Below are 22957 nucleotides of genomic sequence, written 5' to 3' on the forward strand. Positions count from 1 at the left end.
CTTCGCCGAGGAGGCCGTGCCCGGCCTGCTCAACCCGTTCCTGGAACGAGCGTCGGTGGACGAGTCCTGAGCACCCTCGGTCATGCCGGGGCGACCGGCAGAACCGCGGGCGGGTTCGCGGGCCGCTCCAGGTAGGTGTCGTCCGGTTTCTGGAAGCCGAACTGCGCGTAGAGGCCGTGGGCGTCGGCGGTGTGCAGCATCCAGCGAAACCGGGCGCCGGGCCCGTTGTCGATCATCTCGCGGACCAGGCTCTTGCCCACGCCCAGACCGCGGGCATCGTCCACAACGAACAGGTCGGCCAGGTAGGCCAGGGCGACGCCGTCGGACAGGGCGCGGGCGAAACCGATCATCCGGCCCGTGTCCCGGTCGTAGGCGCCGACCACGCGCCAGGATGCGGAGATCTGTCGTTCCACATCGGACCGGCTGCGCCACCGGTGCCAGTAGGCCTGTGTGGACAGGAACGTCCACACGGTGTCCAGGTCGATCCGGGCGGGGTCGGTGTCGAGTTCGATCCGGGTGGTCACACGGGCGAATCTACCTGGGCACGACCGCCAGGATGTCCACCTCCAGCAACGCGTCGGGCAGTACCAGCCGGGGCACCTCGACCGTGGTGCTCGTGGGCGGCGTGCCGGTGAGATAGCGGCGACGCACGGCGGCGTACTCGGCGATCTGCCCGATGTCGGTGAGGTACGTGCGGATGTTGACCACGTGCTCGAACCCGGCGCCGTGCGCGGCGAGCAGCGCGCCGATGCACCGGAACACCTGCTCCGACTGAGTGACCATGTCCTCGCCGACGAGTGAGCCGTCGTGGTCGAACGCCACCTGACCGGACAGCACCAGCATGGTCGCCGTCCCGAGGTCGATCACGGCGATGTTCGAGTACCGGTCCGCGAGTGGCGCCGGGGCGGTGGGCGGATTGTGGAACGACACGGTCACGGGCGAATCCTCCATCGAACGGTGCGGGGAAGGGCAATACGTTGGGGCTACCGGGGTTGGGGTGCGGTGAGGTTGGTGAGGGTGCGGAGGTCGTGCCCGGGGTTGTGGGCCGCGGCGGTCTGCAGGGTGGCGTGGGCGGCGGTGGTGACGGGAAGACCGGAAGCGGGGGAGGTGAGCGCGAGGGTCAGGTCTTTGGCGGCCAGGGCGAGGGTGAAGTGACCGCCGGGGGCCTGGGCACGGTCGAGGAGGCTCGCCAGGGGGCCGTGCGAGAGCACGTCGAGGGTGAGCGTCTGGGGCAGGGCGAGCAAACCGGCCAACTCGAGGATCTCGGCCAGGAGCGCCATGCCGCCGATCAGAGCGGTGTTGGCGACCATCTTCGCGGACGCCCCCGACCCCACCCCTCCGCAGCGCAGCACCGTGCCCAGCGGCGCGAGGGCCGGGGCCACGCGTTCGAGGTCGGGGGCGTCACCCCCCGCGAGAATGCGCAGGGCGCCGGCCTCGGCCTGGCGGACCCCACCGGCTACCGGGGCGTCCACCAACGAGACGCCCGCGGGCAGCCGGGCGGCGATGCCGTGCACCGCGGCCGGGCCGATGGTGGACATCTCCACCAGGCAACGGGAACCGGGCGCGGACAGCACGCCGTCCGGTCCGAACAGGACGGACTCCACCGCGGGCGGGCCGGACAGCATGGTGATCACGATGTCGGCGCCGGCGGCCGCGGCGGCCGGAGTGTCCGCGATCCGGGCGCCCGCGCCGGCCAGCGGGACGGCGCGCGACCGGGTCCGGTTCCACACCACCAGCTCGGCCCCGGCGGACAACAGCCGGCGCGCCATCGGTGCGCCCATGTGACCGAGCCCGATGAAGGCGATCATGCGACTCCCTGTCCGTCTGGTGAGAGGTTCGGCGCCGACGTTAGGCTCGACGGCAGACATGCGACAAGCGAACGTCTCGCATGGGTCACATGCGAAACCCGCATGGGAGGCGCCGATGGAGATCATGTGGTTGCGGGTGTTCCGGGAGGTCGCCCGCCAGGGGTCGTTCACCGCGGCCGCGACCGCGTTGCGGTACACCCAGTCCGCGGTCTCCCGGCAGATCGCCGCGCTGGAGGCGGACACCGGCACGACCCTGTTCGACCGGGTGTCGCGCGGCGTGCGGCTCACCCACGAGGGCCGCTGCCTGCTCGACCACGCCGACGCCGTGCTCGGCCGGCTGGACACCGCGCGCCGGGACCTGGCCGCCCTGCGCGATCTGGACATCGGCCGGCTGCGCATCGGAGCCTTCGCCACCGCCGACGCCGCGCTCGTCCCGCGCGCCATGGCGACCTTCCACACCGAGCACCCGAACGTGACGCTCTCGCTCACCGAGTCGCTGACCCCGGTGCAAATCGCCCGACTCCGCGACGGCGACCTGGACCTCGGCGTGGTCAGTGTCCCGCCCGGACGGTCGCTGGACGGCGACGGCCTGGAACTGACCCACCTGCTGGACGACCCGCTCCTGGTGGCGATCCCGCGCGGCCACCGGCTGGCCCGCCGCCGCACGCTGCGACTGGCCGAACTGGCCGACGAGCACTGGATCGCCGGATGGCAGAACCCGGAGGACACCCTGATCGGCACCGCCCTGCCGACCGGGATGCAGCCGGAGATCCGTTACGTGGTGCCCGGTTGGACCGCCAAGCTCGGTCTGGTCGCCGCCGGGCTCGGGATCACCCTGGTGCCGGGTCTGTTCGCCGGCGGCGTCGCCCGGACCGACGTGCTGATCAAGTGGTTGAGCCCGCAGGACACCCCGGCCCGGGCGGTGTACGCCGCAACCCCGGCCACCATTGCCCAACCTCCTGCGGTGCAACGGTTTCTGCGCATCCTCACGGACACCGTGGCGCGGTTGGGCACGGAGCTGGCGCAACGCTCGCCGGGGCGCGGTCGCGTCGCGTTTGTGCAATACGCCAGGTGAGCGCCGGCGTAGCGTCCCGGTCATGGATCTGCAACCACTGATGGAGCAGGCCGCCGAGGCCAACCTGGCGGTCGTGCGCAACGTCAAGGCCGACCAGCTGGCCCTGCCGACGCCCTGCCGGGACTGGGATGTCCGCACGCTGGCCAACCACCTGGTGTTCTGGTCGGCGCTGCGGTCCGAGGTCGCCGCCCGCAAGCTGGACCCGCCGTCCGGCGAGGAGAGCGACGTGGACCACATCACCGATGACTGGGTCCGGGTCTACGAGCGGCAGCTCACCGGTGCGGTCGCCGCCTGGGCGGAGCCCGGTGCGTGGGAGGGCGTCACCGGCATGGCCGGTGGGCAGATGCCGGCGCCGACGATCGGCCGGATGATCATCGGTGAGCTGGTGCTGCACGGTTGGGACCTGGCCAAGGCCACCGGACAGGAGCTGGTGTGTCCCCCCGGACTCGCCGAAGAGATCTACACCGGGACCGTGCAGTTCGCCGAGATGGGCCGCGAGTACCAGATCTTCGGCGAGCCGGTCGCGGTCCCGGACGACGCGCCGGCCCTGGTGCGGGCCCTCGGTCTCAGCGGAAGGGACCCGAACTGGTCGCCCTAGCCCTCCGGAAACCCTCTATTGTCGGCCCCTGTACTAGCGAGTAGCGGCTGACCCGGGGAGGGCACGATGGCGGACATCGGCGCACGGCTGGTCGAGATCGTCGGCGCCGAGCACGTGCTGACCGGCGAGTCGGCGTCCGAGGACTACGCGCACGACGAGGCGCTCACCGCCGAACCGGTGCTGCCCGCCTACGTCGTCCGGCCGGCCTCGGCCGCCGAGGTGGCCGAGGTGCTGCGCGCCGCCAACGAGACCGGCACCCCGGTGACCGCCCGAGGGTCGGGCAGCGGGCTGTCCGGGGCTGCGGTTCCCCGGCCGGACGGCATCCTGGTCTCCTTCGAGCGGATGAACCAGGTGCTGGAGATCGACACCGAGAACCACGTGGCGGTGGTGCAGCCCGGGGTCACCCTGGCCGAGTTGGAGGAGCGCACCGCCGAGGCCGGCCTGGTCTACCCGGTCTACCCCGGCGAGCTGAGCTCCAGCCTGGGCGGCAACGTGGCGACCAACGCGGGCGGCATGCGCGCGGTCCGCTACGGCGTGACCCGCCACAACGTGCTCGGCCTGGAGGCGGTGCTGCCGACCGGCGAGGTGATCCGGACCGGCGGCCGGTTCGTCAAGGCCAGTACCGGCTACGACCTCACCCAGCTGATCATCGGCTCGGAGGGCACGCTCGCCCTGGTCACCGAGGCGGTGCTGAAGCTGCAGCCGCGCCAGCCGCACCAGGCGACGGTGCTGGCCCCGTTCGCCGACCTGGCCGCCGTCGCCCGGGCCGTGCCCCGGGTGGTGGGCAGCGGCATCGGGCCGCTGATCCTCGAGTTCATCGACGCGCTGACCATGGGCGCCATCACCTACACCGCCGACCTGCAGCTGGGCATCCCGGACCAGGTCCGGGACAGCTCGCAGGCCTACCTGGTGGTGATGCTGGAGAACCGGACCACCGACCGGCTCGACGGCGACGTCGAGGCGGTCAGCGCGCTGTTGTCCAAGCTGGGCGCGGTCGACGTCTACGTGCTGCCCGGCCCGTCCGCCCGCCGGCTGATCGAGGCCAGGGAGAAGGCGTTCTTCACCGCGCGGTCCGCCGGCGCCGACGACATCATCGACACCGTGCTACCCCGTGCGGCGCTGCCGGAGTTCTTCGCCGCCGTGCTCAAGATCGCGCAGGCCAACCAGACGCTGATCGTGGGCTGCGGGCACGCCGGCGACGGCAACGTGCACCTGGCCGTGTTCCAGAAGGACCCGGAGATCCGCTACGCGGTGCTGCACGCGCTGTTCGAGACGGGCATCGGGCTGGGCGGCGCGATCTCCGGCGAGCACGGCATCGGCCGGGAGAAGAAGCGGCACTTCCTCGAGCTGGAGGATCCGGCGAAGGTGGCGCTGATGAGCCGGGTAAAGCAGGCCTTCGACCCGAATGGCATTCTCAACCCCGGTGTCCTGTTCGACTGAGGAGCGGCGTGACGATGAACGGTGCCCAGGCCCTGATCCGCACGCTGGTGTCCGGCGGGGTGGACGTGTGCTTCGCCAACCCCGGCACCTCGGAGATGCACTTCGTGGCCGCGCTGGACTCGGTGCCGCGGATGCGCGGCGTGCTCGCCCTGTTCGAGGGCGCGGTGACCGGCGCCGCGGACGGCTACGGCCGGATGGCCGAGCGCCCGGCGGCGACCCTGCTGCATCTCGGGCCGGGCATGGCCAACGGCCTGGCGAACCTGCACAACGCCCGCCGGGCGCACACCCCGATGGTCAACGTGATCGGTGACCACGCCCGCTACCACAAGGGTTTCGACGCGCCGCTGGAAAGCGACATCGACGCGCTCACGGGTTGGCTGCACGGCTGGAGCCGGACCTCCAAGAGCCCGGACGAGGTGGGGGCGGACGCGGCCGCGGCGATCGCGGCGGCGTTGCGCGCGCCGGGCCAGATCGCCAACCTGGTGCTGCCGGCCGATGTGTCCTGGTCGGACGGTGGCGTGCCGGCGGATCCGGCGCTGCCGGCGCCGCCCGAGCCGGTCGGGGACCACCGGATCCGGGAGATCGCCGAGGTGCTGCGCACCGGCGAGCCGGTGGCGATGCTGCTCGGGCACGGCACCACCCGGGAGCGTGGCCTGCTGGCCGCGAGCCGGATCGCCGAGGCGACCGGGGCGAAGCTGTTCGCGGAGACCTTCCCGGCCCGGTTCGAGCGCGGCGCCGGCCTGCCCAGGGTGGAGCGGCTGGGCTACCTCGCCGAGCAGGTGCAGTGGCAGCTCACCGACGTCGCGCACCTGATCCTGGTCGGGGCCAAGTCGCCGGTGTCGTTCTTCGCCTATCCGGACAAGCCCAGCGAACTGGTGCCGGACGGGTGCGCGGTGCACGTGCTGGCGGTGCTCGGCGAGGACACCGCGGGGGCGTTGGAGCATCTGGCCGACGTGGTGGCCGCGGACACCAAGCCGGTGCTGCAGGACGCGGTGCGGCCCGGCCTGCCGTCCGGCGACCTGACGCCGCAGAACTGGGTCGACGTGATCGGCGCGCTGCTGCCGGACGGCGCGATCGTCGCCGACGAGGCGAACACCTCCGGCCTGCTGCTGCCGGGGGCTACGGCCGGCGCGCCGCGGCACGACGTGCTGACCCTGACCGGCGGGGCGATCGGGCAGGGTCTGCCGGTCGCGGCCGGCGCGGCGGTGGCCTGCCCGGACCGGCCGGTGGTCTGCCTGCAGGCCGACGGCAGCGCGATGTACACGATCTCGGCGCTGTGGACCATGGCCCGGGAGGGTCTGGACGTGACGACGGTGGTGCTGAGCAACCGCTCGTACGCGATCCTGCGGATGGAGCTGCAGCGGGTCGGTGCGGAGGCGGCCGGTCCCAAGGCGGCCGATCTGCTGGATATCGGCCGGCCGGATCTGGACTTCGTGGCGCTGGCGCAGGGCATGGGTGTTCCGGCGAGCCGGGCCGCCACGGCCGAGGAACTGGCGGACCAGTTCGGCAAGGCGCTGGCCGAGCCGGGCCCGCACCTGATCGAGGCGATGGTCCCGTCCCTGTTCTAACGGTCACCGGACCGCGGCGAGGATCTCCTCGCACAGTTGCAGGCATTCCCCGCAGATGCGGACGTCCGGACCGGCGAACAGCGCGGTGCCCGGCGCCTTGCCGCAGAAGGAACATTCCAGCAGGCCGGCCGCCGGTGCCGGGTCGGTGTGCTGCGCCCGAGCCACGCACCGGTCGCAGATGTACACCCCGGGCCCGGCGATCAGCTTGGTCACCTTGTGCTTGGGCCGGGCGCAGAAGCTGCAGGCGAGGATGCCGGTCGCCTTCTTCCGGGCCTTCCAGCCGCCGGTGCCGCCGGTGGACTCGATGATCTGGTGCACCCGCTGGTGGCTGAGCTCCAGCGCCTCGGCGATCTCGCGCAGCGAGGCCCCGGCGAAGTGCAGCCGGCGCACGGCGTGGTGGTAGTCGGCCTTGGCCAGGTCCGACTGACGCACCGCGTCGGCCAGCCGGGCGCCGCACTCGCGGGCCTGGCGCAGCAGGTCCTCGTCGATCACCACGTGTCTAGGGTAGGTGGACGATCCTCTAACTGTCTAGGTGTGCTAGACGGTCGTCCGGAGAATTGAGCGTGAATTGTCAGAAAATCGCGCGCCGAATGCCCACTGCCGGCCCGGTGCCCTCAGGACTCCGCCGCCTCCCGCTTGGGTTCGGAAGGCGTTTCCCGTGCCGCCATGACGTCGGAGAACCACTCGCCGAGTTCCTTCGCGATGTCGACCACCGCGGTCTGCACGATCGTGGCGATCTTGCCGAGATGCTCGGCGGCGGAGTCGGCCACCGCCTGCAGGGTGTCCTTGTTGGGCAAGGATTCATTGACCATGGCTTGACGTTACCGGCAACTGGCAAGTCAAGGGTCACTCACGCTTGGGCGAGTCTTATAGACCGTACGTCCGTCTTGGTGGTAAATGTGGGGTTGGGGTCAACGGGGATCCACGGAGGTCTGCTGTGAAACAGACAGGGACGCGCACGCGGGTCGGCGTGCCCAGGGAGTCCACCCGCCACGAGCGGAGAGTGGCGCTCGTGCCCAAGGTGGTCGAGCGACTGAGCGATCTGGGCCTGGACGTGATCGTCGAGAGCGGCGCGGGCGCCGGCGCCCACCTTCCCGACTCGGCCTTCGAGAACGCGGGCGCGCGCATCGGCGACCCGTGGCCGGCCGACGTCGTGGTCAAGGTGGCGCCGCCCAGTCCGGAGGAGATCGGCCGGCTGCGCGCCGGCGCGGTCCTGATCGGGTTCCTCAGCCCGCTGGCCCACCCGGAGGTGGTCCGGGCGCTCACGGATGCCGGCATCACCGGTTTCGCCATGGAGTCGGTGCCGCGGATCTCCCGGGCCCAGTCGATGGACGCGCTGTCCTCGCAGGCCAACGTGGCCGGCTACCGGGCCGCGCTGCTGGCCGCCGAGCGGCTGACCCGGTTCGTGCCGATGCTGACCACGGCCGCCGGCACGGTGCCGCCGGCCAAGGCACTGGTGCTCGGCGCCGGCGTCGCCGGCCTGCAGGCCCTGGCCACCCTGCGCCGGCTCGGCGCGCACACCACCGGCTACGACGTGCGCCCGGAGGTCGCCGAACAGGTGCGCTCGGTCGGGGCGCGCTGGCTGGACCTGGGCATCGAGGCGGCCGGATCCGGCGGCTACGCCCGCGAGCTGACCGAGGAGGAGCGGGCCGAACAGCAGAACCTGCTGTCCAAGTCGATCAGCGGGTTCGACGTCGTGATCACCACGGCGCAGGTGCCGGGCCGCCGCGCGCCGACGCTGGTGACCGCGGAGGCGGTACACGGGATGCGGCCGGGCAGCGTCGTGGTCGACCTGGCCGGCGAGTCCGGCGGCAACTGCGAGCTGACCGTGCCGGGGGAGACCGTCGAGGTGGACGGCATCACGATCGCCGCGCCGCCGAACCTGCCGGCCGAGATGCCCGAGCACGCCAGCGAGCTGTACGCGCGTAACGTGTTCGCGTTGCTGGAACTGCTGGTCGACGCCGACGGCGCGCTCGCACCCGACTTCGGCGACCAGGTGGTGGCCGGCGCCTGCGTGACCGGCCGGGCGGAGGAGCGCTAGATGCTGGTGCAGAACCTGGCCGTGCTGGTCCTGGCCGGCTTCGTCGGTTACCTGGTGATCTCCAAGGTGCCCAACACGCTGCACACCCCGTTGATGTCCGGCACCAACGCCATCCACGGGATCGTGCTGCTCGGCGGCCTGATCGTGCTCGGCCTCGGGGTCGACGGTGTGCTGAACAAGATCCTGCTGGTGGTCGCGATCGCGTTCGGCACGATCAACGTGGTCGGCGGGTTCCTGGTCACCGACCGGATGCTGAGCATGTTCAAGTCCAAGTCGGACGGTTCGAAGCAGTGAGCGAGCTTGCGAGCGAATCGATGTCACAGGGCGTGAGCTGGCTGCACGACCCCGCGCTGATCCAGTCGCTGTACATCGTCGCGTTCAGCCTGTTCATCTACGGCCTGATGGGCCTGACCGGGCCGAAGACCGCGGTGCGCGGCAACCTGATCGCCGCCGCGGGCATGGCGGTCGCGGTCGGCGCCACGCTGCTCACCCCGGGCATGGGCAACTGGTGGCTGATCCTGCTCGGGGTCGCGATCGGCACCGCGGTGGGCATCCCGGCCGCGCGCCGGGTGAAGATGACCGCGATGCCGCAGATGGTGGCGCTGTTCAACGGCGTCGGCGGCGGCGCGGTGGCGCTGATCGCCTGGGTGGAGTTCCGGACCACCCACGGGTACGCCGAGGAGCCGCGCTACGTTGCGATCGCGTCGCTGTTCTCCGCGGTGGTCGGCTCGGTGTCGTTCTGGGGCTCCAACATCGCGTTCGGCAAGCTGCAGGAGATCCTGCCCGGCCGCCCGATCGGCCTCGGCCGGCTGCAGCAACCGCTCAACCTGGTGCTGCTGCTGATCGCGGTCGGCTGCGCGGTGGCGATCGTCGCCGGCGGGGACGCCGAACTGCTGATGATCGTCCTGCTGCTGTCCAGCGCGGTGCTCGGGGTGACCGTGGTGCTGCCGATCGGCGGCGCGGACATGCCGGTGGTGATCTCGCTGCTCAACGCGTTCACCGGGTTGTCCGCCGCGGCCATGGGGCTCGCGCTGGACAACACCGCGCTGATCGTGGCCGGCATGATCGTCGGCGCCTCGGGTTCCATCCTGACCAACCTGATGGCCAAGGCGATGAACCGGTCGATTCCGGCGATCGTGGCCGGCGGCTTCGGTGGCGGCGGCACGGCGGCGGCGGTGGACGCGGGCGACCGGTCGGTCCGGCAGACCAGCGCCGCGGACGCGGCGATCCAGATGGCCTACGCCAAGCAGGTGGTCGTGGTGCCCGGCTACGGGATGGCGGTCGCCCAGGCCCAGCACGCCGTGGCCGAGATGGCCGAGCTGCTCGAGGCCCGCGGGGTCAGCGTGCTGTACGCGATCCACCCGGTCGCCGGGCGCATGCCGGGCCACATGAACGTGCTGCTCGCCGAGGCCGACGTGCCGTTCGAGCACCAGAAGGAGATGGACGACGTCAACGGCGAGTTCCCGCGCACCGACGTGGCGCTGGTGATCGGCGCCAACGACGTGACCAACCCGGCCGCACGGACCGACCCGGCGTCCCCGATCTACGGGATGCCGATCCTCAACGTGGACGCCAGCCGGTCGGTGATCGTGCTGAAGCGGTCGATGAACCCGGGGTTCGCCGGCGTGGACAACGCGCTCTACTTCGATCCCAAGACCAGCATGCTGTTCGGCGACGCGAAGTCGTCGGTGTCCGAACTGACCGCGGAGCTCAAGACCCTGTAGCGGCTCAGGCCGGGGGAACGAACCCGGGCAGCAGCCACTCCGGGTCGTCCTCGTCGTCCTCGTCGTCAGGCTCCTCGTCGAGGTCCTCGTCCGGGCCGGCGGCCTCGGCCACCTCGCGCTCGGCCAGCGTCCGGTCGGCCGCGACCCGGTCGGCCGCCAGCCGGTTCGCGCAGTCCGGGCACGGGATCTCCACGATCACGTCGGGGACCTCGAACGACGCCCGGATCCGCCGGTACACGGTGCCGTCCCCGGGCACGATCATCGCGCGGACCTCGAACTGGTGCGTGTCGACCTGCTCGACCACCTCGCGCATCGTCCGGCAGCCATGGCAGACGGTACGCACCCCGCCCCAACCGTCTGCCTCGGACATGGGGTGAGAGTACGGCCAGGCCCGCGACCGTGCGTGTCCAGCGGAACGGTATTGAACGTGGACGGATTGGGGCATTCTGAACTCATGCGAAGCGCCAGCCCGGCCGAGCGGCTCGACCAGGAGCCGGACCACGGCCTGTTCGGGCCCGACTCGGTCACCTGGCAGGTGCACGGCGATCCGGCCATGTGGGTGGCCGGGATCCGCAGCCTCTACCTGCAGGCGCTGCATCCGCTGGCGGTCGCGGCCGTCGTGCAGAACTCCGACTTCCAGTCCGACCCGCTCGGCCGGCTGATCCGGACCGCCGACTTCGTGGGTGTGTCCACCTACGGCACGCGGGAGGAGGTGGAGCGGGCGTCGGCCCGGGTACGCCGAGTGCACCGGTCGCTGCGGGCCCGCGACCCGGACACCGGGCAGCCGTTCCCGATCGACCGGCCGGACCTGCTGCTGTGGGTGCACTGCGCCGAGGTGGCGTCGTTCCTGTCGGTGGTGGCCCGGTCCGGGTTCCCGCTGCGCCGGGCGCACGCCGACCGCTACCTGGACGAGCAGCGGGCCACGGCGGCGCTGGTCGGGCTGGATCCGGCCGGGGTGCCCGGTTCGGTGGCCGAGATGTCGGACTACTTCCGCGACATCCGGCCGTCCCTGCGGCGCACCGGCGACAGCGACACGATCTACGACTTCCTGCACCGCCCGCCGGTGCCGGGCCTGCTCGGCCTCGGGGTGCGGGTGTACGAGCCGGTCATCGGACACCTGGCCTACTCGCTGCTGCCACGGTGGGCGCTACGGCTCTACGGACGGCGCGCCTACCCGTCCGGCGCGGCGACGGTCGCGTTGCGTGCCGCGCGCCGGGCCGCGCTGTCCATCCCCGGTGGGGTCCGGATCGGGCGGCGGGAGCCGCACCCGGTCACCGCCGCCCGCCGGCTCGGCGCCTGGTCCATGCCCAGCCCGAAGCGCCTGCCGGCGTTGTGAGGCTCAGTTTCCGTGCGCGGCCTGGAAGCGAATGAGCAGGTCGTGGGAGATCCGGCCGCGCTGGGCGACCGGCTCGCCCTGGCTGCGCGCCCATTCCCGGACCGCCTGCGTGTCCGGCTTCCCGTTGCTCCTGGACAGGCTGGCGGCCCGGGCCCGGCGGGCGTCGGTGCGCCGCGCATGGCCCACGTACTCGGCGAGGGTGTCCCGCAGCCGATTGGCATTGTCGGCCGACAGGTCGATTGTGAATTCCACACCGTCGAGCGCAAACGCCACGGTCTCGTCGGCTTCTCCACCGTCGAGATCGTCGATGAGTTCGACCACGGTTTGCTGCGCCACCATTCCTCCCAGTGCTTCAGATAACTTTGCAAGCGGGAGGATATCGGAATGCGCTACCCCCATTGGTCAGGTGGATCGGTGTGGCGACGCGCCTATCACCCCAATGGAGGTGAATGTGCCCGATAAGCGAGACGGATTCGACCGGATGGCGGAAGTGCCGGTCGATCCGGACATCGATCTGCACGTGTCTGGCCAGCGGGCGGAACTCACCCGGACGCACGGCGCGGCCCTGGCCGCGATCGCGGTGGGCGGCGGGCTGGGGGCGCTCGCCCGGTACGGGTTGGCCCAGGCGATTCCGGTTTCCCCGGGACGGTTCCCGGTGGCCACGTTTCTGACCAACGTGACCGGCTGCCTCCTGATCGCGGTGCTGATGGTGCTGATCACCGAGGTATACCGGGCGCACCCGCTGATTCGCCCGTTCCTCGGCGTCGGCGTGCTGGGTGGGTTCACCACGTTCTCCGCCTACGCCGATGAGGTGCGTGACCTGCTCCGTCCGGAGTGGACCGCGACCGGCCTGGCCTACCTGACCGGCACGGTCGCCGCCGCGCTGGCCGCGACCTGGACCGGGCTGGCGCTGACCCGGCTGGCCACCCGGCGGGTCCGGGTCCGGGCCGCATGACGCCGCTGTGGGTCGTCCTGGGCGGTGCGCTCGGAGCGCCGCTGCGCTACCTGGTCGACCGGTTCGTGCAGCAGCGCCACGACTCGGTGTTCCCGTGGGGCACCTGCCTGGTCAACGTCGGCGGATCGGCACTGTTGGGCCTGCTCGCCGGGTTCGGCGGCGCGCTACCCGGTGGTCTGGCCGGCTTCCTCGGCACCGGGTTGTGCGGCGCGTTCACCACCTACAGCACGTTCGGCTACGAGACCGTGCGGCTCTACGAACGGCGGGCCCGGATGCTGGCGGTGGCCAACGTGGCGGTCAGCGTGATCGCCGGGATCGGGGCCACCGTGCTCGGCCACGCGATCACCGCCGCTATGTTCGGCTGAACCACCCCAGCACGAGGAGGCTCCGGCCGTGACTCGCCCGCTCGACCTGTCCCGGTTCGCCCGGGCCGCGCTCGGCACCTGGCCGACTCCCCTCGAGGACTGCCGCCGGCTGTCCGAGGCGCTCGGCGGCCCACGCATCCTGGTCAAGCGGGATGACGTGAACGGGCTCGGGGTCGGTGGCAACAAGCTGCGCAAGCTGGAGTTCCTGCTGGGCGCCGCGCTGGCCGGCGGTGTGGACACGGTGATCACCTTCGGCGGGCTGCAGACCAACCACGGCCGGCAGACCGCCGCCGCCTGCGCCCGGCTCGGACTGCGCTGCGAGCTGGTCCTGACCCGGGCGGTGCCGCGCACCGGCGAGGCCTACGAGCGCTCCGGCAACGTGGCACTGGACCTGCTCTACGGGGCGGCGGTGCACATCTGCGACGACGACGCCAGCACCGAGGCCACCTACCGGCGGATCGTCGACGAGGCGGCGGCCGCCGGGCGCCGGACCGTCACGTTCCCGGTCGGCGGGTCCGACGGGCTCGGCGTGCTCGGCTACCTGGCCGCCGCCGTCGAGCTGCGCGACCAGCTCGCCGGGCTGGCGGTGGACCGGATCTTCTGCGCGGCCGGCAGCTGCGGCACGGTGGCCGGGCTGGCGTTGGGCGTCGCGCTGCTGGACTGGCCGGTCGTCGTGGAGGCCGTGGCCGTCTCGCCGCCCGCCGCGGACAAGCCCGCCCAGATCCGCCGGCTGGTGGACGAGTCCGCGGCACTGCTGGAGGTGCCACGGCCGGCGCTGGACCACGTCCGGGTGACCGGCCGGGCGGTCGGGCCGGGCTACGGCGTGCCGACCGCCGAGACCTGGGCGGCCATTCGGCTGTTCGCCCGGACCGAGGGCATCACCCTGGACCCGGTCTACACCGGCAAGGCCGGCGCGGCCCTGGTGGATGCCGTGCGCGGCGGGGAGACCGGCGCGGCGGAGACGGTGGTGTTCCTGCACACCGGCGGGCTGCCCGGGCTGTTCGGCTACGGCCCCGAGCTGTTCGACGCCGTCGCGCCCTGAGCCCTCAGTTCGCGACCGGGAGCTGCAGGGCCTTGGTGGCGAGGTCCTTCAGGATCGGGTTGTCCGGACTGGACTGCTGGTCCATCCAGACCGCCTGGACCAGCTTGACGCTGTTGCCCTCCCGGCCGCTGGCATAGGCGGCCGACTCGAAGAACGGCTTGCCACCGTCCGGCCAGGCGGCGCCCTCCACCGACACGTCGGTCACCGCTCCGCTGCCCGGCCGGTCGGCCACCGAGCGCAGCTCCGTCGCCGAGGTCGGGTCGGTGAACCGCAGCACCGCGACCAGCACCGCGGCCCGCTGTTTGTCTACAGTGGACTCGAAGCGCAGCCGGATCAGCTCGCTGCACCGGCCGTTGCGCAGCCACACCTGCAGGTCACCGTAGGCGTGGTTGGCGCAGTCGGTGGCCCGGACGTCCCCCTTGGGCTGGAAGGCGACGCCCTCGACCTTGATCTCCGGTGTGGCGGCCGAACTGGTCACACCCCGGTTGGCGGCCGGGCCGCCCGCGTCCGGCTCGTCGCCCGACGAGGTGATGGCCAGCACCACGCCGGTGATCATGAGCAGCGCGACCAGAACCGCGGCGCCGACCGGCAGCCAGCGCAGCGGGCGTCCAGCGCGGCGGGCCGGACGGGGCGGCCGGGCCGGCCGCTGCGGCGGCGGAGTGTCGGTCACCCGGGAGATCAGCGTGGTGTCGGCGGCCGTCAGGCGGGCCACGGCGGCGTCGGCGAACCCCTCGGCGGCCAGGTCCGCCGGCTCGACGGCGGTCTGCGGGCTGAGTGTCCCGATCACCCGGCGAGCCCCGTCGATCGTGCAGGATCCCTGGTAGACGGCCAACTCCCGGACGGCGCCGAGCAGCGTCATCGGCTCGGGGTGCAGGATGCGCACCCCGCGCAGCAGGTCGGCGGTGGGCTGGAACACCTGGGAGACGTACGGACCGACCGCGATCACGGTGCCGACCGGCAGCGGTTCCACCCGGGCGGCTTCCAGCATCGCCGTGATCGCCCCGGCCGAGGCCAGCGCCTCGGCTCCCGGGTTGACCATTCCGTCGCCGCGGACCAGCGGCCAGCCGTCGGTCTTCCACTGCCCGGCGAGCGGTGCGTCCAGGCGCACCGCCGGATCGGGCAGGTCGACGCCGACCACCACCAGGATGGCGCGCGGCAGCACCACGATCGCGTCGACCGGCCGGGGACAGCCGGGCGGCTGACAGCCGATCAGCGCGATCCCGCCGACCACCGCGTTGCCCTGCCCCCATGACGCCAGCGCCGCCCGCACGTCCGCACCGACCCCGGACGACCCTCCGCCGAGCCGGATCAGCCGCACCTCGAACCTCCCGCCCGCGCGTTTGGTCCACGGTATCCTCGCGCCCCTCGCCGCGCCGGACGTATGGGCAATCCCGGCCAAGGATCATGTGTGGCGAAACGGCGGGACGGCAGGGCACAATAGACGGCGGGTGTCACCGCGCTCGACAGGACGTAGGGGAAGACGATCCTCGTCGAGCAGCGGAGGTCAGCAGTGAGCACCCGTGGCGTGGTGTACGTCCACTCGTCGCCGTCTGCGGTATGTCCGCACGTCGAGTGGGCGATTTCGGGCACCCTCGGCACTCGCGCGGATCTACAGTGGACCGCGCAGCCGGCCGCGCCCGGACAGCTCCGGGCCCAGTGTTGCTGGACCGCGGAGCCCGGCACCGCGGGCAAACTCGTCGCGGCACTCAAGGCCTGGCCCATGATCCGGTTCGAGGTCACTGAGGAGCCCAGCCCGGGCGTGGACGGCGAACGGTTCTGCTTCGCACCCACCCTGGGCCTGTGGCGGGCACGCACCAGCGCCAACGGCGACATCGTGGTGGCCGAGGACCAGTTGCGCGCGCTGGCCGGCGCCAGCCGGGCCGGGGAGTCCTTCGCGCACGCGGTCGACGAACTGCTCGGGGCGTCCTGGGACGCGGCCCTCGAACCGTTCCGCCGGGCCGGCGACGGCGCGCCGGTGACCTGGTTGCACCGGGTCGGCTGAACCGTGCGACGCTGAGGCGCATGTCCGCCAAGCCGCGCTGGGTGCTGCCGGTGGTGCTGCTCGCCATGATCGCCACCGTCTCCGCGGGGATCGTGGCGCGGCAGCTCTACTTCGACCCGGACAGCTCGCCGGTCGCGGTGCTGCCCAGCGAGAACCAGGTGCCGCCGGACGAGCAGCCCGGACCGGCGACCGTCGAGGCCACCAAGGACGCCGCCGACCACCCGCTCTACGACGACCTGCGCGGCGTGCTGCAGGCCTACTTCGACGCGATCAACACGCGGAACTACGACCAGTGGCGCCACGTGGTGACCGCGGGCCGGGTCAAGGAGGAGCCGGAGCGGAAGTGGCGGGAAAGCTACGAGAGCACCCGGGACGGCACCATCGTCATGTGGCGGATCGAGACCGGGGCGAACGACAGCGCCCGGGTGCTGCTCAGCTTCACCAGCACCCAGAACGAGGACAAGGCGCCGATCGAGCTGCCGCTGGGCTGCCTGCGCTGGCGGTTGATCTGGGCGTTCGTGGTCGAGGACGGGGCGTGGAAGATCGACGTCGGGGAGACCAACTTCATCCCGCAGCACCAAGGCTGTTGACCTGTGTTCGCTGACCCGGCCGGATCGGCGCGCTACAGCGGGATGTTGCCGTGCGCGCCGCGACCGGCCGGTGCGGCGGCCAGCGCCTCGGCGAGCTTGCGCCGGGTCTGCCGCGGCTCGATCACCTCGTCGACCACTCCGATCGCCATGGCACGGTCCACGCCGCCGGCGATCCGCTCGTGCTCCTCGGTGAGCCGCACGTGCAGCGTCTCGCGCTCCTCCTCGGGCGCGGCGGCGAGCTTCTTGCGGTGCAGGATGCCGACCGCCGCCTTGGCGCCCATCACGGCGACCTCGGCCTCCGGCCAGGCGAACACGGCGGTGGCGCCGAGCGAGCGGGAGTTCATCGCGATGTAGGCGCCGCCGTAGGCCTTGCGGGTCACCAGCGTCACCCTCGGCACCACGGCCTCGGCGAAGGCGTGCAGCAGCTTGGCGCCGCGACGCACCACGCCCTCCCACTCCTGGCCGACGCCCGGCAGGTAGCCCGGCACGTCCACCACGACCAGCAGCGGAACGCCGAACGAGTCGCACATCCGGACGAACCGCGCGGCCTTCTCGGCCGACAGCGAGTCCAGGCAGCCACCCTTGCGCAGCGGGTTGTTGGCGATCACACCCACCGTGCGGCCGCCGAGCCGGCCGAGGCCGACCACGATGTTGGGCGCCCACTTCGCCTGCAGTTCCTCGAACACCGACCCGTCCTGGTCATGGTCGAGGATGCCGCGCAGCAGCGGCTTGACGTCGTAGGCCCGGTTGGCCTGCTCGGGCAGCAACATCCGCAGGTTCTCCTCGGCCCGCACGGCGTGCAGGTCGAACAGGCCGGGGCGGGCGAACAGCGAGGTGATCCGCCGGGCCCGCCGGTAGGCGTCCGGCTCGTCGTCGGCCAGCACGTGCACCACGCCGGAGCGCCGGCCGTGCGCCTCGGCGCCGCCGAGGCCCTCCTGGTCGATCTGCTCGCCGGTGACGCTGCGCACCACGTCCGGACCGGTGACGAACACCCGTCCCTCGGGCGCCATGATCACCACGTCGGTCAGCGCCGGGCCGTAGGCCGCGCCACCCGCCGCCGGCCCGACCACCACCGAGATCTGCGGGATCCGGCCGGAGGCCCGGATCATCGCGGCGAACACCTGGCCGACCGAGTCCAGCGACTCCACGCCCTCGGCCAGCCGGGCCCCGCCGCAGTGCCACACCCCGAGGACCGGGCAGCGCTCGCGCACCGCGGCGTCGATGGCCTCGACGATGTGCCGGCAGCCGTCGGTGCCCATCGCGCCGCCCATCTTGGTGGCGTCGGTGCAGTAGGCGATCACCTTCGTGCCGTCGATGCGCCCGCGCACGGCGTACACGCCGGAGGAGTCCGCCGGGCGCAGCGGAGCCATCGAACCGGCATCGAGCAGCGCGGCGAGCCGAACCTCCGGTTCCCGGGGGTCGAGCTGGCGGGCGCCCGGCCGGGTGGCCACAGCGGTCATCGAGCGATCCTCCCTGGAGGTGGGTGATTCCACGCCGGACTCGTGGTCAGGCGGCGGTGAACAGCAGTGCGACGTTGTGGCCGCCGAAGCCGAACGAGTCGTTCACGGCAGCGGTCAGCTCGATCTTGCGTGGCTCGCCGGTGACGACGTCGAGCAACACCTTCGGGTCCTGGTCGTCCAGGTTCAGGGTGGCCGGCACCAGTCCGTCCTGGATGGACAGCACGGTGATGATCGCCTCGACCGCCCCGGCCGCGCCGAGCAGATGCCCGAAGGCGCTCTTGGGCGCGGTGAGCACCGGGTGGTCGCCGATCGCCTTGCGGATCGCCACGGTCTCGGCCACGTCGCCCACCGGGGTGGACGTGGCGTGGCAGTTCACGTGGCCCACGTCGGCCGGGTCGACCCCGGCGCTGCGCAGCGCCGCCGAGATGGCCCTGGCCTGGCCGACGCCCTCCGGGTCGGGCGCGGTGATGTGGTAGGAGTCGGCGCTGGTGCCGATGCCGGCCAGCCGGCCGTACACCCGGGCGCCCCGGGCCGCGGCGTGGTCGGCCCGTTCCAGCACCACGATCCCGGCGCCCTCGCCGAGCACGAAGCCGTCCCGGTGCACGTCGAACGGTCGGGACGCCCTGGTCGGCTCGTCGTTGCGGGTGCTCATCGTGCGGGCCTGGGTGAAGCCGGCCATCGTGACGGGGGCGATGCAGGCCTCGGCGCCGCCGGCCACGACCACGTCGGCCTCGCCGGCGCGCAGCATCCGCCACGCCCAGGCCAGGGCCTCGGCTCCGGAGGCGCAGGCAGACACCGGGGCGTGCACCCCGGCGCGTGCCTTCAGGTCGAGACCGACGTGCGCGGCCGGACCGTTGGGCATGAGCATCGGCACGGTCAGCGGCGACACCTTGCGCAGCCCCACGTTCTCCAGGAGGTCGTCCTGGTTGAGCAGGGTCATGGCGCCGCCGATCCCGGTGCCGACCACCACGGCCAGGCGGTCGGGGTCCACGCCCTCGCCGGGCTCGCCGAAGCCGGCGTCCCGCCACGCCTGCCGCGCCGCGACGATCGCGACCTGCTCGCACCGGTCGAGGCGGCGCGCCTCGACCCTCGGCAGGATCTCGGTCGGTTCGACCGCGAGGGTGGCGCCGATCCGGACCGGCATGTCGAACCGCTCGAGCCAGTCGTACTCGAGCGTGGACACCCCACTTCGACCGGTCAACATGGCGTCCCAGGTGGACGCCACATCGCCGCCAAGCGGCGTGGTGGCGCCCAACCCGGTGATGACGATGTCGGCGTTGCTCACTAGCCCTCCGAGTCCTGAGAGTGTCTTGTTACGCGTTCTTGGAGACGTAACTCACCGCGTCGCCAACGGTCTTGAGGTTGGCGAGCTCGTCGTCCGGGATCTTGACCCCGAACCGGTCCTCGGCCTGAACGGCGATCTCGACCATGGACAGCGAGTCGATGTCCAGGTCGTCCACAAAGGACTTGTCGGCGGTCACGTCCTCGACCGCCACACCGGCGACCTCTTCGACGATCTCGGCGAGCCCTTCGAGGATCTGCTCGTTGGTGAGGCTCTTCGCGGCATCGTTCGCCATGGAGAAATTCCTTCCTTGTCGATCACCGGCCGGGCACGGACGCCGGCCGGAGCCTGTGGTGCTAGGGACAGATCACGACCTGGCCGGCGTAGGACAGGCCGGCGCCGAACCCGATCAGCAGCGCGACGTCGCCCGAGTGCACCCGGCCGGCGGCCCGCATGTGGTCCAGCGCCATCGGGATGGACGCCGAGGAGGTGTTGCCGGAGTGGACGATGTCGTCGGCCACCACCATGTCCTCCCGTGCGCCCTTGGCCCGCAGCCGCTTGGCGATCGCCTCGACGATCCGCAGGTTGGCCTGGTGCGGCACCAGCACGTCCACATCGGACGGTTGCAGGCCGGCGGCGTCCAGGGCGCGGATGGCGATCGGTGCGATCTGGGTGGTGGCCCAGCGGAACACCGACTGCCCTTCCTGGTAGATGTACCGCTCGTCACGCATGTAGATCAGGTCGACCATGTCGCCCGCGCTGCCCCAGACCACCGGGCCGATGCCCGGCTCGTCGGCTGGACCGACCACGGCGGCGCCAGCGCCGTCGGCGAAGATGATCGCGTTGGCGCGGTCCACCGGGTCCACCACGTCGGTCAGCTTCTCCGCGCCGATCACCAGCACCCGGCCGGCCGAGCCGGCCCGCACCAGGTCGGACGCGACGCCCAGCGAGTAGCAGAACCCGGCGCAGGCGGCGTTGAGGTCGAACGCGCCGGCCGCCTTCACCCCGATCCGGTCGGCCACCGGGGCCGCGCCGTTCGGGATCGGCACCGTCGAGGTGCAGTTGGCCAGGATCACGGTGTCCACGTCGGTCGGCGCGAGTCCGGCGTCGGCCAGCGCCTTCGAACCGGCGATCACCGCCATGTCCTCGGCGCTCTCGTCCTTGTCGGCGAACCGGCGCTCGACGATCCCGACCCGCTCCCGGATCCACTGGTCGGTGGTGTCCATGGTCCTGGACAGGTCGTCGTTGGTGACCACCCGCTCCGGCTGGGTGCTCCCGATGCCCAGAATTCGCGTCGCCCGAACGCCATCCGCGAGCCGCAGTGCGGTCACGATCCACTCCTGTTCTGATTCAGCTCGGCCACCTTGGCGACATCCGCGGGAACCTTGAGGGCCACGGTCGGTGTGCCCTTCAGCTCGCGCTTGGCCAACCCGGTCAGGGTTCCGGCGGGCGGCAGCTCGACGATCGCGTCGACCCCGGTCGTCGCCATCGTGGTCATGCACGCGTCCCACCGCACCGGGCTGGTGACCTGGGCGACCAGCCGGGTCAGTACCTCGTCACCGGTCCGGACCACCTGTCCGTCCGCATTGGACAGCAGGGTCCGGACGGGGTCGGCCACCCGGATGTCCCTGGCCCGCTGCTCCATCGCGTCCCTGGCCGGGCTCATGTAGCGGGTGTGGAACGCCCCGGCCACCTTCAGCTTGATCACCTTGGTCGCCGGGCGCTGCTCGGCCTCCACGATCTTGTCCAGGGCGTCGACCGGGCCGGCGGCCACGATCTGCCCGGCGCCGTTGCGGTTGGCCGCGGTCAGGTCGAACCCGGCCAGCCACTCGACCACCTCGTCGGGGTCGCCGCCCATCACGGCGGCCATGCCGGTCGGCTCCAGCGCGCAGGCGGCGGCCATCTCGCGGCCGCGGACCGCGGCGAGCGCGACGGCGTCGTCCGGGCTGAGCACCCCGGCCATGGCCGCGGCGGCCAGTTCGCCCACCGAGTGCCCCGCGACCACCAGGTCGTCGGGCAGTGGGACCTGCCGCTCCAGTTCGGCGAAGGCCAGCAGGGCCAGCGCGACCACCAGCGGCTGGGTGACGGCCGTGTCCTTGATCTCCTCGGCGTCCGCTTCGGTGCCGAGGTGAACCAGGTCCAGACCGGTGAGCTCGGACCAGCGCGCCAGGGTGTCCCGGGCATCCGCCACCGCCAGCCAGGGGGTGAGCATGCCGGGGGACTGGGAGCCCTGTCCGGGCGCGAGTAAAGCGAGCACGTGCACACTCTCCCGGGTCATCCGGCCGGGAGCCATGCCGACAGGTACGAATCTAGGACAGCCGTCTTGTAGGAGCCCTACAAAAGTTTCCGCCGCCTGAACGCCGTTAGCCGGAAATCGTTGTCTGTTTCACACCGTGACGTGCCGATGACATTAGCTGGTCGTCCGGGGGTCACCACAGCCCGCGCGAGCGGGACAACCGGCCGACCGCGAGCGCCACCCGAAGAACCAGGGCGTCCCGAGGGAGGTTGGCGTTGCAGCCGGTGATCTCGGCCGCCTTGCGCAACCGGTAGCGCACGGTGTTCGGATGCACGAACAGTTGCCGGGCGCAGCTCTCCAGCACGCCGCCGGTCTCCAGGTAGGTCTCCACGGTCTCCAGCAGCCCGCCGCCGGCCTGCTCCAACGGCCGGGCGACCCGGTCGATGAGCTGCCGTTCCGCCTCCGGGTCACCGGCCAGGGCGCGTTCCGGCAGCAGCTCGGCGGAGCGCACCGGGCGCGGCGCGGCCGGCCAGGCGACCACCGCACGCAGCCCGGACAGCGCGTCGGCCGAACTGCGGTGCGCCTCGGCGATGCTGGACACCGTGGGTCCGGCCACCACCGGGCCGGGGCCGAAGGCGTTGACCATCCGGTTGAGCACCGTCTGTTCGGACGGGCCGGCGAGCAGCACCACCAGCCGGGCGCCCTGCACCCCGAGCAGCACCGACCGGCCGACCCGGGCGGCCCGGCTGCGCACCTCGTAGATCACGGTCGGCGGGTCGTCCGAGGACGTGTTGCCGACCAGCACGGTGGCCTCCGCGGCCGGGTCCCAGCCGAGCGCGGCGGCCCGGGACAGCAGCGACTCCTCGGCGTCGCCGCGCACGATCCCGTCCACCACCGATGCCTCCAGCCGGGCGTCCCACGCCCCGCGCGCCTCGGCCGCGGAGGCGTAGGACATGGCCGAGGTGAACGCGACCTCCCGGCCGTAGCGCAGCACCGCCTCGGTGAGCACCTGCCGTTCCGGCTCGTCGGCGGCCAGTTCGGGGACCTGGCGCTCGAGCACCTGCAGGGCCACCCGCACCAACTCCACGGTCTGCCGCAGGCTGATCCAGCGAGACAGGTCCTGCGGGGCGCTGCGGAAGGCGTCGGTGGTCAGCTTGCGGGCGCCGGTCGGGTCGCGCAGCCACGCGGTGAACCCGGCGGCGCCGGTCTGGGCGATGAACAGCACGCTCGCCCGCTGTTCGGCCGGCATCCGGCCGAACCAGGGGAACTGGTCCTCCATCGCGGCGAGAGCGGCGGAGGCGATCTTGCCGGATGCGTGGTCGAGCGCCGCGAACGTGGCGGCGGACAACGTCGTCTCGCGCGTGCCGCTCATGGCCTCAGAATCGCACGCCGCGCCGGGGCTGGGCTTACTGGGCACGCGCGGCTGGCCGTCACG

At 72.2% G+C, this 22957-nt stretch carries 27 protein-coding genes; 13 read left to right on the forward strand and 14 right to left on the reverse strand.

Annotated features, from left to right (window positions below):
* Positions 1 to 80: 80 nt before the first annotated feature.
* From VFO68_RS23840 to VFO68_RS23850, 3 genes are read right to left on the reverse strand one after another with little or no spacing between them, the layout of a single operon-like run.
* Positions 81 to 524, reverse strand: a complete 444-nt coding sequence (locus tag VFO68_RS23840) for a GNAT family N-acetyltransferase (protein ID WP_325160595.1) — start codon at positions 522 to 524, stop codon at positions 81 to 83.
* 10 nt (positions 525 to 534) lie between these two features.
* Positions 535 to 936 (reverse strand): RidA family protein, encoded by a 402-nt coding sequence (locus VFO68_RS23845; protein WP_325160596.1) that lies wholly within the window; start codon positions 934 to 936, stop codon positions 535 to 537.
* Positions 937 to 983: 47 nt separating this feature from the next.
* Positions 984 to 1808, reverse strand: a complete 825-nt coding sequence (locus VFO68_RS23850; RefSeq protein ID WP_325160597.1) for an NAD(P)-dependent oxidoreductase — start codon at positions 1806 to 1808, stop codon at positions 984 to 986.
* Positions 1809 to 1923: 115 nt separating this feature from the next.
* On the opposite strand from VFO68_RS23850, the gene VFO68_RS23855 reads away from it, so the two are divergent.
* The 4 genes from VFO68_RS23855 (at position 1924) to VFO68_RS23870 (ending at position 6489) form a co-directional block, all read left to right on the forward strand.
* The gene (locus VFO68_RS23855; RefSeq protein WP_325160598.1) at positions 1924 to 2883 is read left to right on the forward strand and encodes a LysR family transcriptional regulator; all 960 of its coding nucleotides are present in this window, start codon (positions 1924 to 1926) and stop codon (positions 2881 to 2883) included.
* A 22-nt stretch (positions 2884 to 2905) separates the two neighbouring features.
* Complete coding sequence (locus VFO68_RS23860) at positions 2906 to 3481, forward strand: TIGR03086 family metal-binding protein (protein ID WP_325160599.1); 576 nt, start codon at positions 2906 to 2908, stop codon at positions 3479 to 3481.
* Positions 3482 to 3547: 66 nt separating this feature from the next.
* Positions 3548 to 4921 (forward strand): FAD-binding oxidoreductase, encoded by a 1374-nt coding sequence (locus VFO68_RS23865; RefSeq protein ID WP_325160600.1) that lies wholly within the window; start codon positions 3548 to 3550, stop codon positions 4919 to 4921.
* A 14-nt stretch (positions 4922 to 4935) separates the two neighbouring features.
* Entirely contained in the window at positions 4936 to 6489 is a 1554-nt protein-coding gene (locus VFO68_RS23870; protein ID WP_325160640.1) for an acetolactate synthase large subunit, read from the forward strand.
* 3 nt (positions 6490 to 6492) lie between these two features.
* Here VFO68_RS23870 and VFO68_RS34320 read toward each other — a convergent pair whose 3' ends face one another.
* Together VFO68_RS34320 and VFO68_RS23885 are read right to left on the reverse strand one after the other, a co-directional pair.
* Entirely contained in the window at positions 6493 to 6984 is a 492-nt protein-coding gene (locus VFO68_RS34320) for a ClpX C4-type zinc finger protein (protein ID WP_414635557.1), read from the reverse strand.
* 119 nt (positions 6985 to 7103) lie between these two features.
* A complete protein-coding gene (locus tag VFO68_RS23885) occupies positions 7104 to 7301 on the reverse strand; it encodes a hypothetical protein (RefSeq protein WP_325160601.1) in 198 nt (65 codons plus the stop codon).
* Between the two features lie 125 nt (positions 7302 to 7426).
* On the opposite strand from VFO68_RS23885, the gene VFO68_RS23890 reads away from it, so the two are divergent.
* Genes VFO68_RS23890 through VFO68_RS23900 form a run of 3 tightly spaced genes read left to right on the forward strand, consistent with a single transcriptional unit; the run spans position 7427 to position 10254 of the window.
* Complete coding sequence (locus tag VFO68_RS23890) at positions 7427 to 8530, forward strand: Re/Si-specific NAD(P)(+) transhydrogenase subunit alpha (RefSeq protein ID WP_325160602.1); 1104 nt, start codon at positions 7427 to 7429, stop codon at positions 8528 to 8530.
* Positions 8531 to 8824, forward strand: coding sequence for an NAD(P) transhydrogenase subunit alpha (locus VFO68_RS23895; protein WP_325160603.1), 294 nt, complete (start codon positions 8531 to 8533; stop codon positions 8822 to 8824).
* A gap of 20 nt (positions 8825 to 8844) precedes the next feature.
* Positions 8845 to 10254, forward strand: coding sequence for an NAD(P)(+) transhydrogenase (Re/Si-specific) subunit beta (locus VFO68_RS23900; RefSeq protein ID WP_325160604.1), 1410 nt, complete (start codon positions 8845 to 8847; stop codon positions 10252 to 10254).
* Positions 10255 to 10258: 4 nt separating this feature from the next.
* Here the strand turns inward: VFO68_RS23900 and VFO68_RS23905 are convergent, their stop codons facing one another.
* On the reverse strand, positions 10259 to 10624 hold the full coding sequence (locus tag VFO68_RS23905) for a hypothetical protein (protein WP_325160605.1): 366 nt from the start codon (positions 10622 to 10624) through the stop codon (positions 10259 to 10261).
* An 84-nt stretch (positions 10625 to 10708) separates the two neighbouring features.
* Between VFO68_RS23905 and VFO68_RS23910 the strand changes: the two genes are divergently transcribed.
* Positions 10709 to 11590, forward strand: coding sequence for an oxygenase MpaB family protein (locus VFO68_RS23910; RefSeq protein WP_325160606.1), 882 nt, complete (start codon positions 10709 to 10711; stop codon positions 11588 to 11590).
* 3 nt (positions 11591 to 11593) lie between these two features.
* Here VFO68_RS23910 and VFO68_RS23915 read toward each other — a convergent pair whose 3' ends face one another.
* Positions 11594 to 11926, reverse strand: a complete 333-nt coding sequence (locus tag VFO68_RS23915) for an Lsr2 family protein (RefSeq protein ID WP_325160607.1) — start codon at positions 11924 to 11926, stop codon at positions 11594 to 11596.
* A gap of 115 nt (positions 11927 to 12041) precedes the next feature.
* Here VFO68_RS23915 and VFO68_RS23920 point away from each other — a divergent pair, with 115 nt between their 5' ends.
* The 3 genes from VFO68_RS23920 to VFO68_RS23930 are packed head-to-tail and all read left to right on the forward strand — an operon-like array spanning position 12042 to position 13952.
* Entirely contained in the window at positions 12042 to 12545 is a 504-nt protein-coding gene (locus VFO68_RS23920; RefSeq protein WP_325160608.1) for a CrcB family protein, read from the forward strand.
* Entirely contained in the window at positions 12542 to 12910 is a 369-nt protein-coding gene (gene crcB, locus VFO68_RS23925; RefSeq protein ID WP_325160609.1) for a fluoride efflux transporter CrcB, read from the forward strand. Before VFO68_RS23920 ends, crcB begins: the two co-directional genes overlap by 4 nt.
* 28 nt (positions 12911 to 12938) lie before the next feature.
* The gene (locus tag VFO68_RS23930; protein WP_325160610.1) at positions 12939 to 13952 is read left to right on the forward strand and encodes a D-cysteine desulfhydrase family protein; all 1014 of its coding nucleotides are present in this window, start codon (positions 12939 to 12941) and stop codon (positions 13950 to 13952) included.
* Positions 13953 to 13956: 4 nt separating this feature from the next.
* Here the strand turns inward: VFO68_RS23930 and VFO68_RS23935 are convergent, their stop codons facing one another.
* Positions 13957 to 15270, reverse strand: coding sequence for a hypothetical protein (locus VFO68_RS23935; protein WP_325160611.1), 1314 nt, complete (start codon positions 15268 to 15270; stop codon positions 13957 to 13959).
* Positions 15271 to 15462: 192 nt separating this feature from the next.
* Here VFO68_RS23935 and VFO68_RS23940 point away from each other — a divergent pair, with 192 nt between their 5' ends.
* On the forward strand, positions 15463 to 15954 hold the full coding sequence (locus VFO68_RS23940; protein WP_325160612.1) for a DUF3145 domain-containing protein: 492 nt from the start codon (positions 15463 to 15465) through the stop codon (positions 15952 to 15954).
* Positions 15955 to 15974: 20 nt separating this feature from the next.
* Positions 15975 to 16544: a hypothetical protein gene (locus tag VFO68_RS23945; RefSeq protein WP_325160613.1), complete on the forward strand. Its 570-nt coding sequence runs from the start codon at positions 15975 to 15977 to the stop codon at positions 16542 to 16544.
* Between the two features lie 32 nt (positions 16545 to 16576).
* Here the strand turns inward: VFO68_RS23945 and VFO68_RS23950 are convergent, their stop codons facing one another.
* The 6 genes from VFO68_RS23950 to VFO68_RS23975 all read right to left on the reverse strand — a co-directional run bounded on the left by VFO68_RS23950 (position 16577) and on the right by VFO68_RS23975 (position 22894).
* On the reverse strand, positions 16577 to 18004 hold the full coding sequence (locus tag VFO68_RS23950; protein WP_325160614.1) for an acyl-CoA carboxylase subunit beta: 1428 nt from the start codon (positions 18002 to 18004) through the stop codon (positions 16577 to 16579).
* Between the two features lie 46 nt (positions 18005 to 18050).
* Entirely contained in the window at positions 18051 to 19289 is a 1239-nt protein-coding gene (locus tag VFO68_RS23955; protein WP_325160615.1) for a beta-ketoacyl-[acyl-carrier-protein] synthase family protein, read from the reverse strand.
* A gap of 28 nt (positions 19290 to 19317) precedes the next feature.
* The gene (locus tag VFO68_RS23960; protein ID WP_325160616.1) at positions 19318 to 19581 is read right to left on the reverse strand and encodes an acyl carrier protein; all 264 of its coding nucleotides are present in this window, start codon (positions 19579 to 19581) and stop codon (positions 19318 to 19320) included.
* A gap of 61 nt (positions 19582 to 19642) precedes the next feature.
* Positions 19643 to 20617 carry a beta-ketoacyl-ACP synthase III gene (locus VFO68_RS23965; RefSeq protein WP_325160617.1) on the reverse strand — a complete coding sequence of 325 codons (975 nt, stop codon included), beginning with the start codon at positions 20615 to 20617 and terminating at the stop codon, positions 19643 to 19645.
* Positions 20614 to 21579: an ACP S-malonyltransferase gene (locus VFO68_RS23970; protein WP_325160618.1), complete on the reverse strand. Its 966-nt coding sequence runs from the start codon at positions 21577 to 21579 to the stop codon at positions 20614 to 20616. The genes VFO68_RS23965 and VFO68_RS23970 overlap by 4 nt, the downstream gene beginning before the upstream one ends.
* Before the next feature lie 136 nt (positions 21580 to 21715).
* The gene (locus VFO68_RS23975) at positions 21716 to 22894 is read right to left on the reverse strand and encodes a PucR family transcriptional regulator (RefSeq protein WP_325160619.1); all 1179 of its coding nucleotides are present in this window, start codon (positions 22892 to 22894) and stop codon (positions 21716 to 21718) included.
* Positions 22895 to 22957: the final 63 nt, after the last annotated feature.

Origin of the sequence: Actinophytocola sp. (genome assembly GCF_035712165.1) — a bacterium.
In the GTDB taxonomy this organism is placed as follows: Bacteria; Actinomycetota; Actinomycetes; order Mycobacteriales; family Pseudonocardiaceae; genus DASYTH01.